This is a genomic window from Polaribacter sp. 2405UD43-2 (assembly GCF_058147125.1).
On sequence record NZ_JBYVJX010000002.1, the window covers coordinates 208428 to 222755 of the forward strand.

The 14328-nt window shown below is 29.3% G+C and carries 12 protein-coding genes; 5 read left to right on the top strand and 7 right to left on the bottom strand.

Translation table 11 applies throughout. From position 1 onward, the window contains the following. Positions 1-4 precede the first annotated feature (4 nt). The 6 genes from ccoN to ACY2RX_RS04235 all read right to left on the bottom strand — a co-directional run bounded on the left by ccoN (position 5) and on the right by ACY2RX_RS04235 (position 7376). Positions 5-2200, bottom strand: coding sequence for a cytochrome-c oxidase, cbb3-type subunit I (gene ccoN / locus ACY2RX_RS04210; RefSeq protein WP_490102713.1), 2196 nt, complete (start codon positions 2198-2200; stop codon positions 5-7). A 22-nt stretch (positions 2201-2222) separates the two neighbouring features. Then, complete coding sequence (gene ccoS / locus ACY2RX_RS04215) at positions 2223-2390, bottom strand: cbb3-type cytochrome oxidase assembly protein CcoS (protein WP_490102714.1); 168 nt, start codon at positions 2388-2390, stop codon at positions 2223-2225. A 94-nt stretch (positions 2391-2484) separates the two neighbouring features. After that, complete coding sequence (hemN, locus tag ACY2RX_RS04220) at positions 2485-3846, bottom strand: oxygen-independent coproporphyrinogen III oxidase (protein ID WP_490102715.1); 1362 nt, start codon at positions 3844-3846, stop codon at positions 2485-2487. Between the two features lie 59 nt (positions 3847-3905). Then, entirely contained in the window at positions 3906-4604 is a 699-nt protein-coding gene (deoD, locus tag ACY2RX_RS04225; protein ID WP_490102716.1) for a purine-nucleoside phosphorylase, read from the bottom strand. Positions 4605-4659: 55 nt separating this feature from the next. Then, positions 4660-4995 carry a cupin domain-containing protein gene (locus ACY2RX_RS04230; protein WP_490102717.1) on the bottom strand — a complete coding sequence of 112 codons (336 nt, stop codon included), beginning with the start codon at positions 4993-4995 and terminating at the stop codon, positions 4660-4662. A 5-nt stretch (positions 4996-5000) separates the two neighbouring features. Further along, positions 5001-7376 (bottom strand): heavy metal translocating P-type ATPase, encoded by a 2376-nt coding sequence (locus ACY2RX_RS04235; protein WP_490102718.1) that lies wholly within the window; start codon positions 7374-7376, stop codon positions 5001-5003. 102 nt (positions 7377-7478) lie between these two features. Between ACY2RX_RS04235 and ACY2RX_RS04240 the strand changes: the two genes are divergently transcribed. Beyond that, on the top strand, positions 7479-8165 hold the full coding sequence (locus ACY2RX_RS04240) for a Crp/Fnr family transcriptional regulator (RefSeq protein WP_490102719.1): 687 nt from the start codon (positions 7479-7481) through the stop codon (positions 8163-8165). Between the two features lie 15 nt (positions 8166-8180). Here the strand turns inward: ACY2RX_RS04240 and ACY2RX_RS04245 are convergent, their stop codons facing one another. Continuing rightward, complete coding sequence (locus ACY2RX_RS04245; protein WP_490102720.1) at positions 8181-8576, bottom strand: hypothetical protein; 396 nt, start codon at positions 8574-8576, stop codon at positions 8181-8183. A 120-nt stretch (positions 8577-8696) separates the two neighbouring features. On the opposite strand from ACY2RX_RS04245, the gene ACY2RX_RS04250 reads away from it, so the two are divergent. The 4 genes from ACY2RX_RS04250 to ACY2RX_RS04265 all read left to right on the top strand — a co-directional run bounded on the left by ACY2RX_RS04250 (position 8697) and on the right by ACY2RX_RS04265 (position 14275). Next, positions 8697-9083, top strand: a complete 387-nt coding sequence (locus tag ACY2RX_RS04250; RefSeq protein WP_490102721.1) for a hypothetical protein — start codon at positions 8697-8699, stop codon at positions 9081-9083. Between the two features lie 26 nt (positions 9084-9109). Next, positions 9110-9961, top strand: a complete 852-nt coding sequence (locus tag ACY2RX_RS04255) for a universal stress protein (protein ID WP_490102722.1) — start codon at positions 9110-9112, stop codon at positions 9959-9961. Positions 9962-10067: 106 nt separating this feature from the next. After that, positions 10068-10475 (top strand): hypothetical protein, encoded by a 408-nt coding sequence (locus ACY2RX_RS04260; protein ID WP_490102723.1) that lies wholly within the window; start codon positions 10068-10070, stop codon positions 10473-10475. Positions 10476-10723: 248 nt separating this feature from the next. After that, on the top strand, positions 10724-14275 hold the full coding sequence (locus tag ACY2RX_RS04265) for a GEVED domain-containing protein (RefSeq protein WP_490102724.1): 3552 nt from the start codon (positions 10724-10726) through the stop codon (positions 14273-14275). Positions 14276-14328 lie beyond the last annotated feature (53 nt).

Here is a 14328-nt window from a genome sequence, read left to right on the forward strand (position 1 = left end):
AATCTTAGTTTTTAGCAGTTTTTTGTTCGTCTTTTACTTTTATATCTGTTCCTAAACGTTGAATGTAAGCAATAATAGCTACTATCTCTCTGTTTTTCATTTCAACAAAAGTTTCACCGTTTTCTTGTGCATACTTTTTATCTGCTTCGTAATTACTAGCAAAATCTGGATCTGCATATAAGTTTTTCTCTATCTGAGTTCCTTGCTCTAACATACTTTGTTGCGCATTTGCAATATCATTATCTGTATAAGGAACACCCAAAGTAACCATAGCTTGCATCTTACTTTCTGTAGATGATTTATCTAGCTCGTTTCTAATTAACCATTTATAAGACGGCATAATAGAACCTGGTGATGTACTTTGTGGGTCGTACATATGGTTTAAGTGCCAACTATCAGAATATTTTGCACCTACTCTATGTAAATCTGGTCCTGTTCGTTTTGACCCCCATAAAAATGGATGATCATACACATACTCACCTGCTTTAGAGTATTCTCCATAACGTTCTACTTCACTTCTAAAAGGTCTTACCATTTGAGAGTGACATCCTACACAACCTTCTCTAATATATAAATCTCGTCCTTCTAATTCTAATGGAGTATAAGGTTTAACACTACTAATTGTTGGTATATTAGATTCTACCAATAGTGTAGGAATAATTTGAACAATACCTCCAATTAAAATAGCAACAGTTGCATAGATTGTTAATTTAATAGGTTTTCTTTCTAACCAAGTATGCCATCCTTCTCCTTTTGTTCTATGTTTAGGCACTTTAGTTAAAGCTGCTGCTTCTGCTAATTCATCTTCTACTCCGCTACCAGATTTTACAGTTTTTACAACATTGTACAACATTACAATTGCTCCAATTATAAACATAGTTCCACCAATAGCACGCATCCAATACATTGGTATAATTTCGTTTACGGTTTCTAAGAAGTTACCATAGGTTAAAGAACCATCAGGATTAAATTGTTTCCACATAGAAGCTTGTACAAAACCTGCAACATACATTGGCAGTGCATACATTATAATACCCAAAGTACCAATCCAGAAATGGAAGTTTGCTAAAGCTGTAGAATACAATTTTGTTTTAAACATTCTTGGTATCAACCAATACAGCATACCAAAGGTTAAGAATCCGTTCCAAGCTAATGCACCAACGTGAACGTGTGCAATAATCCAATCGCTAAAGTGCGCAATTGCATTTACATTTTTAAGCGATAACATTGGACCTTCGAAAGTTGCCATACCATAACCTGTAATTGCAACCACCATAAATTTTAAAGTTGGGTCTGTTCTAACTTTATCCCAAGCACCTCTTAAGGTAAGTAAACCATTAATCATACCACCCCAAGATGGCGCAATTAACATTACAGAAAATGCTACTCCTAAATTTTGAGCCCAATCTGGTAAAGCTGTGTATAATAAATGGTGAGGTCCTGCCCAAATATAGATAAAGATTAATGACCAAAAGTGAACAATAGATAATCTATAAGAATAAACAGGTCTGTTTGCAGCTTTAGGAACAAAGTAGTACATCAACCCTAAAAAAGGTGTTGTTAAGAAAAATGCCACAGCATTGTGTCCATACCACCATTGTACGAGTGCATCTTGTACACCCGCATAAACTGAATAGCTTTTTAAAGCACTTACTGGTAATTCTAAACTATTAAAAATATGCAAAACCGCAACTGTTACAAAAGTTGCTAAATAGAACCAAACTGCCACGTATAAATGACGTTGCCTTCTTTTTAAGATGGTCCAAATCATATTTACACCAAAAGCTACCCAAACTAAAGCAATGGCAATATCTATTGGCCATTCTAATTCTGCGTATTCTTTAGAAGTTGTATATCCTAAAGGCAGTGTAATTGCGGCAGCAACAATAATTAATTGCCAACCCCAAAAGTTAAACTTACTCAAAAAATCGCTTGCCATTCTAGTTTTTAGCAATCGTTGTAAAGAGTAATACACCCCAGCATACATTGCGTTACCAACAAAAGCAAAAATTACTGCATTGGTATGCAATGGTCTTAAACGACCAAAACTTAACCACGAAATACCGTCAGTTAAATTTGGGAATAAAAACATTAAAGCTAAAATTAGCCCAACTGTAAAACCTACTATACCCCAAAGTAATGTTGCGTAGATGAAATTTTTTACGATTTTATTATCGTAATAAAATTGTTGCATTTCCATATTTACTTAAATTTAATTCTATTTAGTTAGTTTCTTTTTTTTCTTTGACTAGCTCATCATCAAACAACATTCTTACAGATGGCGTATACATATCATCATACTGCCCACTTTTTGTAGATAGAATGAAAATTATAAAAAAAGCTATTGCTACAATAATACTTATAGAAAGTAGTAGGTAAATTACGCTCATATTTTGCCTGATAATTAATTAACCAAATTTAATATTGCCTAGATTCTTAAAATATGACAAATATCATATAAAATGTGAATATCTTAAAAAAATATTAAATAGTCATTGAGAACAATTGTGTTTTTGGTTTGTTTTTTAATAAACGAATATCAAAAGCCATACAAATATTTCTAACATATGGTCTCGCTTTCTCTGGCACTATTAATGTTTTGTCATCAATTGTAACCAAACCATCTTGCTCCATCTCTTTTAACAATGCTAAATGATTTTCTACATTATTGATTTTCATAGAATCATCTTCCCACGAAGTGGAAAAATGACACATAATATTTAAAATATGCTTTCTTATAATTCTATCTTCTGTTGATAATAAATGTCCTCTAAAAATTGGAATTTCTCCTGCATTTACCAATTTTTGATATTCTTTTACGGTTTTTACATTTTGGGCAAATGCATACCAAGAATCGGAAATTGCAGACATTCCTAAACCAATCATTAACTGCGTTTTACTGGCTGTATAGCCCATAAAATTTCTGTGCAATGTTTTGTTAATGGTTGCCTGATATAAGCTATCTGTTTTTAATGCAAAATGATCCATACCAATTTCTACATATCCTAGTTCTGCAAAGAGATCTTTGCCAATTTCATAGAGCTCTCTTTTTTCATCATTCTTTGGCAAATCACTTTCTTTAAAACCTCTTTGCCCTACTCCTTTTACCCAAGGAACGTGTGCGTAACTGTAAAAAGAAATTCTATCTGGCTGTAATTCTTTGGTTTTGTTAATGGTATGAATTACATTTTCTTTGGTTTGAAATGGCAATCCAAAAATTAAATCATGACTTACAGAGGTATAGCCAATTTCTCTAGACCATTTTGTAGCTTGTTCTACCGCTTCAAAAGGTTGCTCTCTATGAATTGCTTTTTGTACTTTTTCGTTATAATCTTGTACCCCAAAACTAACTCTTGTAAAACCGCAATCGAACAAAGTTTGCAGCTGTTCTTTAGTGGTATTATTAGGATGACCTTCAAAACTAAACTCTGATGCTGTATGTTTTTCTGCTATAGAAAAAATGCCATCCATTAAATATTTTAGGTTTTCTTTTGAAAAAAAAGTGGGAGTTCCACCACCTAAATGTAATTCTTTAACAATCGGTTTTTCATCAACCAAATCTGCATACAATTTCCATTCTTTTAAAACGGTTTCTATATAATCGTCTTCTACTTCATGGCGTTTTGTAATGTGTTTATGACACGCACAAAACGTGCATAAACTCTCGCAAAATGGTAAATGAATGTAAATGCTAATTCCTTCTGATTGATTGCTTTCTTTGAATGAAGTTTGAAAAGATTGAATCCAATCTTGTTTATCAATTCCTTCTTTATTCCAATAAGGTACTGTTGGGTAACTTGTATACCTTGGTCCAGGAATATTATATTTTTGTACTAATGATTTCATTTATTCTCGATACAATTTTGTTTCATTCTTTTACAAAATCACTCGAACTGACATCTAAACTAAGCCAATTCTAAAGCTATTTCAATCATTTCTTTAAAAGTCTGCTCTCTTTCGTCTGCAGTAGTTCTTTCTTTGGTTACCAAACTATCTGAAATTGTTAAAATTGCCAATGCATTTACATTGTGTTTTGCTGCAACTGTATATAAACCTGAGGTTTCCATTTCTACACATAAAACGCCATAATCTGCCCATTTTTTATAGCTATCAAAATCATCTGCATAAAACTCATCAGAACTTAAAATTCCACCCGCTTTTACTTTAATATTTTTTTCTTGAGCTACTTCAATTGCTTTTTGAAATAATTTAAAACTCGCTGTTGGTGCATAATCTGCTCCGTTAAAACGAATGGTATTTAGTCCAGAATTTGTTGAAGCCGCCATTGCCAAAACAATATCTCTAATTTTTACATCCTTTTGATAAGAACCTGCAGATCCTACTCTAATTAAGTTTTTAACTCCATATTCAGTAATCAGTTCAGTTGCATAAATTAATGTAGATGGAATTCCCATTCCTGTACCTTGTACCGATATTTTTTTTCCTTGATAGGTTCCTGTAAAACCCAACATTCCGCGAACATCATTATATTGCACAATATCTTTTAAAAAAGTTTCTGCAATCCATTTTGCTCTCATAGGATCTCCTGGCAATAAAACTGTTTCTGCAATTTCTCCTTTTTTTGCTTCTATATGTACACTCATCTTACTATGCTTTATTTTTAATATATTCTTTTTTTTCTAAAATTTAACACAAAGTTTATACTACTTTTTCTACTCTTTTTATACTATCTGTTTTTGATAAAGTTAATCTTACAACACTATCTTCTGTAGCTTTAAGATTATGAATAACTTGCGGTTTTAATGAAATTAAATCTCCATCTTTTAACTGCTCTACTTCATTATTTACACCAAAATTTATACTTCCTTTTATTACCTGAACAATAATTGCAAATGGCGCTTGATGATCTTCCATTACTTGTCCTTTTTTAAATACAATTCGTATTTCTTTAGAAAAAGCAGTGTCTGACAATAAAGATAAAGCTGGTTTTTTTTCGTTGAATTTTATGTTTTCTAAAAATGATGCAATTTCCATACTTCTTATTTTATTTTATTTCCTAATAAATTTGTTGATATCGTTGTAAAAACGACAATACTAATAGAACTCAATGGCATTAAAATAGCAGCAATTACTGGCATTAATTGCCCTGTTACAGCAAAATACAACCCAACCACATTATAACACAAAGACAAAATAAAGCAATATTTAATAATTTGTATTGCTTTTTTTGATGCATTTACAAAAATTCCTATTTTATGAAATTTTGATGCATCTAAAATTGCATCGCAAGCTGGCGAAAAAACATTAATGTTTTCTGATAAAGCTATACCAACATTACTTTGCGCTAAGGCCCCTGCATCATTTAAACCATCTCCAACCATAAGAATTTTTTTATTTTTATCTTGAAGTTTTTTAATCACTTCTAATTTATCTTCTGGTTTTTGATTGAATAACAGGTTTGTTCCTTCTGGTAAATTTTCTTCTAAATAGATTCTTTCACCTTCATTATCACCAGAAACAACAGCCAAATCATACTCACTTTTTAGAGAATTAAACAATGATTTTACTCCTTCTCTATACGAATTTTTAAACGTAAATTTTCCTTTATATTGGTCATTAAAACTAATATAAACAGAGGTATCTAAAGCTTTTTTATCTTCAATATTCTTTACAAAAATTGATGAGCCTAATTTTAAACAAATATCGTTATAAGTTACTTCAATTCCTTTACCAACAACTTCTTTATAATTAGAAATACTTATCGTTTCTACCTTATTAAAAGTGTTATATAAAGTTCTGCTTAAAGGATGATTTGAGGCTCTTAACGAGCTTTTTAAAATACTTTTTTCTTGAGTGTTTAGCGCAATTCCATCATAAGAAATCGTGTTTTCTTTATGCGTTGTAAGGGTGCCAGTTTTATCAAAAATAAAAGTATTAATTGCAGCTAATTGCTCTACAACTGTGGCATTTTTTAAATAAAATTTTTCTTTACCAAAAATACGCAACATATTACCTAAAGTAAATGGTGCAGCTAAGGCGATTGCACAAGGACAAGCAATAATTAACACTGCTGTAAATACATTTAATGCTTTAGACGAATCTGCATATAACCAATAAAAAGTTGAGATAAATGCAATAAACAAAACAACAATGGTAAAGTTTTTACTGATAGTATCTGTAATCGTTTTAAAGTGCGATTTTTTGTCTTTTTGAAATACATCATTACTCCACAACTGAGTTAAATAACTTTGCGAAACTGAAGCTAAAACTTCCATTTCTATAATACCAGAAAGCTGCTTACCTCCTGCAAAAAGTTTATCGCCAGATTTTTTAGCTACTGGTGCTGCTTCACCAGTTACAAAACTATAATCTATTGCAGCATTTCCGTTAATAAGAATACCATCTACAGGAATTAATTCTTGATTTCTAATGAGTAATCTATCGCCTTTTTCAACATCATAAATCTGTACATTTTCTTCTTTCTGATTTGATGAAATTCGGGTAACTGCAATTGGAAAATAGGATTTATAATCGCGCTCGAAAGACAAAAAATTATAGGTTTTTTGCTGAAAAAATTTGCCTAAAAGTAAAAAGAAAACCAAACCAGTTAAGCTATCAAAAAAACCGGTTCCTAAATCGAAAATAATTTCTACAGAACTTCTAATAAATAATACCGCAATTCCGAGTGCAATTGGCACATCAATATTTAAAATTTTAGAACGCAACCCTTTATAGGCAGATATAAAATAGTCTTTACCAGCATAAAAAACTACCGGTAGTGAAAATAAAAACATTAACCACCTAAATACATTTTTGTATTTTTCTAGCCAAAATCCATCTACTTCAAAATACTCAGGAAAAGACAAAAACATTACATTACCAAAAGCAAAACCTGCAATTCCTAGTTTATAAATTAAGCTTCTGTCTACTGCTTTTTTTCCACTTTCGTAATCTTCTAAACTTATGTAAGGTTCATAGCCAATAGAACTTAATAGAAGAACTATTTCTTTTAATGAAGTTTTATCAGAATTATAAGTAACTCTAACTTTTTTCTTTGGAAAATCTACTTGCGAAGATGAAATTTTAGTGTTTAATTTATGTAAATTTTCTAACACCCAAATACAAGAACTACAATGAATATGAGGTATAAATAACGTTGCAATTTGTACGTTACCGTCATTAAAATCTAATAATTTTTGAGCAATATCTTTATTGTCTAAGAAGTCATATTTGCCTTGAATTTCTGTTGGAATTGCACCTGGATTATCCTGAAAATCGTAATAACAAGTTAAATCGTTCTCAGAAAAAATTTCGTACACAGTCTTACAACCATTACAACAGAAAGGTTTTTCGTCGAATTTTATTAAATTATCATCACAAGAATCACCACAGTGATAACATTGTGTAGATTTCATATTTACTCTTTTGCCTTTCACAAATTTCTAATAAGAATATTAAAAATAATATGATATTTATCACTTTTTTAATATATTTGATAACATCAAACTCGCAGGCAAATGAGCAAATGTGAACAATGCATTATTCGTCAATTTAACACCTTAAAACACTTAAACAGAGAGGAGTTAATGAGGATATCTAATTGTAAAACTACTAAAACTATAAAAAAAGGTGAAGCCATTTTTGAAGAAGGAGAACGCTTAAAAGGCGTTTTTTGTATAAAAGAAGGGGTTTGTAAGGTTTCTAAAATGAGTGAAAATGGCAGAAACCAAATAATAAGTTTAGTTACTAAAGGTGATTTATTAGGTGAAAGAAGTTTAATTTCTGATGAGGCATCTAATCTTAAAGCCATTGCTTTAAATGATATGAAGGTTTGTTTTATTCCGAAAGAAGAGATTTTAAAAGATTTAGAAAAGAACCCAGCTTTTTCTATGAGTGTTTTAAAAAATATGGCAAATACTTTAAAACAAGCAGACAATGTAATTGTTGATATGGCTCAGAAAACAGTAAAACAACGTTTGGCGGAAACTATTTTAAAACTGCATACTAAATTTGGCACCAATAAAGAAAACACTATTGATGTACATCTTTCTAGAGAAGATATTGCCAACATAATTGGTACAGCTACTGAATCTGCAATTCGTTTATTATCAGACTTAAAAAAGAAAAAAATTATTGAATTTATAGGAAAAGATATTTCTATTATTGATAAAAATGAGCTTGAAAAAATAGCGCAAGGTTTTTAAACCAAACTTCTATAATTACTTTTCTTGTAATTGCTTTTCTAAATGAACAAGAATAATTAATTCTGATTTGTTTTTACTATTTACGCTAGAACTAATGGCACAAGCGGTTTTCCAAATCAACCTTTTTATTTCTTCTGAAAATAAAACCTTGTTTTTGTTTTTATAGATTACAAACTCATCAAAACAAACTCTAGCATTTGAGTTTTTATTTTTTAATAACTCAAACGTATTTATTATTTGATTTACTGAATATTCATCAACCATATCAGAATCTACCCAAACCGTATTTATTTGAGATACTAAAGTTTTGTATTCTTCTTCTCTAGCAGTACCATCTATAGCAGCAATTGCATAAAATAACTTACCTAAGTTGTGATAAAAAGAAAGGTTCTTTTTTAATCTTTTTTTCATTTTACATTACTCTATTAACTAATAAAGGCAATTCATAAAAACTTCTTAATATATGACTAAAATCATAGTAATCAATGTTTTATATATGTATTTTTGAAAAACTCTATAAATATAAATGATATGGAATCTTCTGTTTTTTTATTTAAGTTTTGGGGTTGGTATTGTCTAATTTTCTTTTTTATACTCAGTATAAATCCTAAAAGAAGTAAACAAATAATTAGTGATTTAAAAGATGAAAAGTTTTTAATTATAATTTCTCTTTTAGCAATTATTATTGGATTATTAAATATTCTATTTCATAATATTTGGGAATCAAATACTAAAGTAATTATTACTCTTTTTGGTTGGGTAGCTTTATTAAAAGGAGTTATGCTCTTTGCATACCCTAAATATGCCATTGGTTGGTTCGAAAATACAAATCTGAAACTTATACAGGTTCTGTATATGCTTTTATTTTTTATAGGTCTTTTTTTGCTAAATGAAGCCTATAAAATTGTGCCTTATTAGTTTCCTAGAACATAAAAATCTACAAAATGAAAAATATATTATTACCAACAGATTTTTCAGAAAATTCATGGAATGCTATAGAATATGCATTGCAATTGTTTTATAAAGAAAAATGTACCTTTTATCTTCTTAACACATTTATGCCCACTATTTATAGTATAGATTATATGCCTTCAGGAGTTGGTTATTCAGGATTGGCTGATAGCTTAAAGGAAGTTTCTTTAAGTAAATTGAAAAGATTTAAAGAGAAAATTTTTAAAAAGTATAATAACAAATGTAAAATTGAAAGCATCAGTTCTTTAAACACATTAATGTCTGAAATAAAACAAATAGTTGATGACAAAAAAATTGACTTAATAGTTATGGGAACAAAAGGTGCAAAAGGAGTAACAGAAACTATGCTTGGCACAAATACAATTCATATAATTAATGAAATTGATTGCCCAACCATAGCTGTTCCTGAAAATTATAAATTTTCTGAAATCGGCAAAATACTATTCTTAACAGATTATGATTTGTTTTATCAACCAAAACATCTTAACACAATTATTAATCTAGCCAAAGCAAACAGTTCTGAGGTTCATATTTTACATGTATTAGAAAAAAATACCGATAAATTATCTGAGATAAAAGAAAAAAACAAGTATAGATTACAATCTTATTTAAAAGATGTAAACTCTTTTTATCATTACACAGGACATAAATATATTCCTGATGCTGTAAATGATTTTTTATTAGATAATCATACCAATTTGTTAGTAATGATGAATAATAAGAATTCATTCTTTGATAACCTTTTTTTTAAGCCAATCATTAATAAAATAGGGTTTAATTTAAAGCTTCCTTTTTTAGTAATTCCTAGCCATAAAAAAGGATAAACTATATTTTTTATAGCTTTTTACAACAATCTTTTTAAGTATATAGCGTGTAATTTAAAAATATCAGAATTTACATTACAAGATTTAACAAATTAAAACTTTAAATATGAAAAATATTGGAATTTGGTTAGATAAGGAAAAAGCTTTTATTGTAACTATAAAAAATGAAGTAGAAACTATAGAAACTATTTTTTCTTCTATAGAGAATTATCATATTCATGGAGGATCTGGAACTCGATTAAAAGGAGGACCTCAAGATGTAGTTCAGGACAGCAAATACTTAGAGAGAGAAAAACATCAAACAAAAAAATACTTTAAAGAGTTGATTTCTAAAATTAAAGATGCTAATGCTATCGCCATTTTTGGACCTGCTAAAACCTGTGAAAAGTTAAAAAAAGAATTAGAAAATTCTTACAAAGAAATAAATCAAAAAGTAAAAACCGTACAAAGAGCCGATAGTATGACTACCAACCAAGTAAAAGCTTTGGTAAGAGTTTTTTTCGATAATGAATAATAAGTAAAAGTTTTTGAAAAAGTTGTTATTTATTCTTATAAAGAAGAAAGGTTTTCATTTTATGAAAGTCTTTTTTTGTTCATCCATTTGTTAAAAGTAAAAAAATCCTACAAATTTTATTATTATAACTAAGCAACAAAGACTTGTTTTTTAATAGGGTATAAAAGTTTTCACCTGTTATTACTAAAAATCGGAATGCATTTTTCCAATAACAAACAACTTAAATTTCAATAAACTTAACCCTAAAAATGAAAAAAACTACTCTAATTACCTTATTTCTAATCTGTTTGCAATCCTTTGCTCAACAATTTAAAATTGACACAATACAATATAAAGGTCATGAAGAATCTAAATACAACTTGGTTATTTTAGCTGAAGGCTATACTGCTAAAGAAATGGCTTTATTTAAAGCAGATGCAAAAAATGTAAAAAATGTATTTTTTGAAAATTATGCCTATAAAGAAAATGAAAATAACATTAATATTTTCGCTGTTGAAACTATTTCAGAAGAATCAGGTATAAGCTTAAAAACCAACAATTCATCTCCTTCAAATCCTATAAAAGTTAATGATATTAAAAATACTTTGTTTGGCATATATTTTTTAAACTCTTTTAGAGCTTATTTTATGGATGAAAAAAAAGCAGTAGTTAAAGCCAGACAAATAGCTGCAGAACATATTCCTTTTGCAGATGGAATCTTAATTTTAACAAACGATACAAAATATGGATCTGGAAGAGCTTCATCTACAGGAAAAGTAGCAGTTGCTTCTAGATGGAAAGGAAATAACCACAGAGATGCTTATGTTATCAACCATGAATTAGGACATGCACTGTTTGGTCTTTCAGATGAATATTCTAATCAAGTAGAAGAGAACTTTAACAAAAGTTCAAACTACAACCCTAAAACCATTCGTTGGAGCAAGCACTTATCTTCTTCAGAAGCAGGTATTTATAAAGTTGGAAACACTTATGTTCCTAGCAAAACATGTATGATGAGAGTGGGTACACATAAATATTTTTGCCCAGTTTGTAAATCACGTGTTGATAATCATTTTAGTACTTCAAAAACGAAGAAGATATTACCTCCTCACAGAGTGTACAAACAAAACATTAAAAATGGAGAAATACAACTAGCATGGGAGCCTGTACCTAAAGCTACACATTATGAAGTAAGCCTTTTAATTGGTGCTAACTACAAAAGTGTTTTTAAGACTACAACAACTAACAAAATTACACTTAAAAGCCCTTTTATTTTAAAAAATGAAGGGAATTTTGTAGCACAAATAAGGGCTTTTAATAACGTTCATAGTTCTCATTTTGTAAGCTATAGAATACATGGCGCAACATCTCCTCGTAGTTTCTACTCAATACCAGAAAATTTAAAAATTACTAATATTACTAATAACTCTTTTAAATTTAGTTGGACAAAAGATTCAAAAGCAACATTCTCTAAAGTAAGAATATTTAATAGTTATGGTGTAGCTTCAGAAATTTTAACTCTAAAAAATGAAATCGAATTTATAAATCTAATCCCTGGCGAAAAATACAGCGTGCAAGTTTCTGCACAAGTAAACTATAGTGATCTTGAAGCTAGTGATTTTAAAGATAGCGATTTTACAAAAAAACAACCTGTACAGTTAAAACAAAACAAGTACTGCTCTTCTAGCGCTAATGATTCTTCTAATGAATTTATACAAAAATTTACCCTTAACACTATTAATAATAGTCATTTAAAGAGTAATGGATATTCTAATTTCACTTCAATAATTACAAATCTAAAAAAAGGTGAAGCTTATAATATTGGTATTACACCTAAATGGAATAAGAATAAATTTGATGCCTCATATAGTATTTGGATTGATTTTAATAATAATGGATCCTTTAATGATAAAGGAGAACAGGTTTTTTCTCTAAATAACACTAGTAAAGATTTAATTAATGGTAACATAAAAATTCCTGCTAGTGCTTTAAACGGAAAAACTAGAATGCGAGTAATTATGAGCAGAAATAATACCCCAAACATATGTAATAATTATGATTTTGGTGAAACTCAAGATTACACCGTAAACTTAATTGGAGATGAACAACCACCAACAGCACCAACAAACCTAAAACTAACAAAACAAGACTTACTATTAACTAATATAAGTTTAAGTTGGGAGGCATCTACTGATAATATTGCTGTAGTTGCATACGACATTTATCAAGGAAGAAAAAAAGTAGGAACAACAAGCAAAAACGCTATAAACCTAAAAGATTTAAAAAATTCAGATGGCAATACATTCTATGTGATAGCCAAAGATGAAGCTAATTTGTTTTCTAAAAAAAGTAATACTGTAAAAGTAACCTCAAAATATTGCTCTTCTAAAGGATTAACAACTGTTTCAACTTCTATTAAAAATGTTAAAATTGGTACTATTAACAACCCAAGTGTAAATGATATAAACAAAGTAGGGTATAGCGATTTTACGCATATTAGCACAGATTTACAAATTGGAAATTCTTATAATCTTGATATAACTCCACATTGGACTGTCTTTATTTTTGATAATGGTTATAGTGCTTGGATAGATTTCAATCAAGATGGTGACTTTGATGATGAAGGCGAACAAATACTAAACCAAAAACCCACCAAAGCATCTGTTGTTTCTAACAAAATCATAATTCCTAAAACAGCAAAAACTGGAAAGACAAAAATGAGAATTTCAACAAGAACTTATAGAATTCCAAATGCTTGTGAAGACTTTCCTCATGGCGAAACAGAAGATTATGCTGTAAACATTATTTTGGGTAAAGACACTACAGCACCAACAATTCCAACTAATCTAATAGCATCTAATATAGGCTTAAATTCATTCGATTTATCCTGGACAGCTTCTAAAGATAATGTTGCTGTAACTGAGTATGAAGTACACTTAACAAGACCTAATATTTTTGATATTGTTGTAGAAAAAACAAACAAAACTACTTTTAAAGTAAATGGCTTAAAACCAGATACAAAATATCTTTATTATGTTACTGCTAAAGATGCAGCTGGCAATTCATCTAAAAGTGAAATTATTACCATAACAACCAAAAACAATAAAGCTACATATTGCAGTTCTAAATCTTCTAATACAGCTTACGAACATATTAAACACGTTTCTCTAGAAAGTATAAACAATGCTTCTAAGGGTGGTTCTGGATATCAAAATTTCAGCAAAATATCGACCAATTTAACCACAGGAAAAACTCATAATATTAAAATAACCAGATATGCATCTAAGTCATATTATGAAGAAGCCTTTGGAGTATGGATTGATTATAATCAAGATGGCGATTTTGATGACGCTAATGAAACCATTTTTGTTCAAGAAAAAACAACTATGGTAGAAATTAAAAAGAATTTTAGTGTTCCTAGTAATGCTAAAACAGGCAAAACAAAAATGCGTATTGTTATGCAATGGAATACTAAACCAAGTGCCTGTGGTGCATATGTTTATGGTGAGACTGAAGATTACACTGTAAACATTATTAACTCTAGTACAGCTCGTAACTTTAAAGTGGCTACACCGCAAGTTAGCCCAAAACCTTTAGCATTTAAAGTTTTTCCTAATCCTGCATCAGAAAACATTAAGCTTAAATTAGAAAATACTAAAAATATTCAATACGAAATATATAATAGTGCGGGATTTTTAGTTAAAAAAGGTAAACTAACTTCTAACAACAATATTAACATAAGTAATCTTAAAACTGGACTTTACAGTATTAAAGTTTTTGATAAAAAAAGTGTAAATACTAAAAAATTTGTTAAAAAATAATAATCCTATATACTTTTAAAACTAAACCTTGGAGCAGAAAAAAATCAGTCCCA

What these genes read in the sequence shown, in the direction of transcription:
- ccoN (WP_490102713.1), bottom strand. Translation starts at nt 2,200, where the DNA reads ATGGAAATGCAACAATTTTATTACGATAATAAAATCGTAAAAAATTTC.
- ccoS (WP_490102714.1), bottom strand. Translation starts at nt 2,390, where the DNA reads ATGAGCGTAATTTACCTACTACTTTCTATAAGTATTATTGTAGCAATA.
- hemN (WP_490102715.1), bottom strand. Translation starts at nt 3,846, where the DNA reads ATGAAATCATTAGTACAAAAATATAATATTCCTGGACCAAGGTATACA.
- deoD (WP_490102716.1), bottom strand. Translation starts at nt 4,604, where the DNA reads ATGAGTGTACATATAGAAGCAAAAAAAGGAGAAATTGCAGAAACAGTT.
- ACY2RX_RS04230 (WP_490102717.1), bottom strand. Translation starts at nt 4,995, where the DNA reads ATGGAAATTGCATCATTTTTAGAAAACATAAAATTCAACGAAAAAAAA.
- ACY2RX_RS04235 (WP_490102718.1), bottom strand. Translation starts at nt 7,376, where the DNA reads ATGAAATCTACACAATGTTATCACTGTGGTGATTCTTGTGATGATAAT.
- ACY2RX_RS04240 (WP_490102719.1), top strand. Translation starts at nt 7,479, where the DNA reads ATGAGCAAATGTGAACAATGCATTATTCGTCAATTTAACACCTTAAAA.
- ACY2RX_RS04245 (WP_490102720.1), bottom strand. Translation starts at nt 8,576, where the DNA reads ATGAAAAAAAGATTAAAAAAGAACCTTTCTTTTTATCACAACTTAGGT.
- ACY2RX_RS04250 (WP_490102721.1), top strand. Translation starts at nt 8,697, where the DNA reads ATGGAATCTTCTGTTTTTTTATTTAAGTTTTGGGGTTGGTATTGTCTA.
- ACY2RX_RS04255 (WP_490102722.1), top strand. Translation starts at nt 9,110, where the DNA reads ATGAAAAATATATTATTACCAACAGATTTTTCAGAAAATTCATGGAAT.
- ACY2RX_RS04260 (WP_490102723.1), top strand. Translation starts at nt 10,068, where the DNA reads ATGAAAAATATTGGAATTTGGTTAGATAAGGAAAAAGCTTTTATTGTA.
- ACY2RX_RS04265 (WP_490102724.1), top strand. Translation starts at nt 10,724, where the DNA reads ATGAAAAAAACTACTCTAATTACCTTATTTCTAATCTGTTTGCAATCC.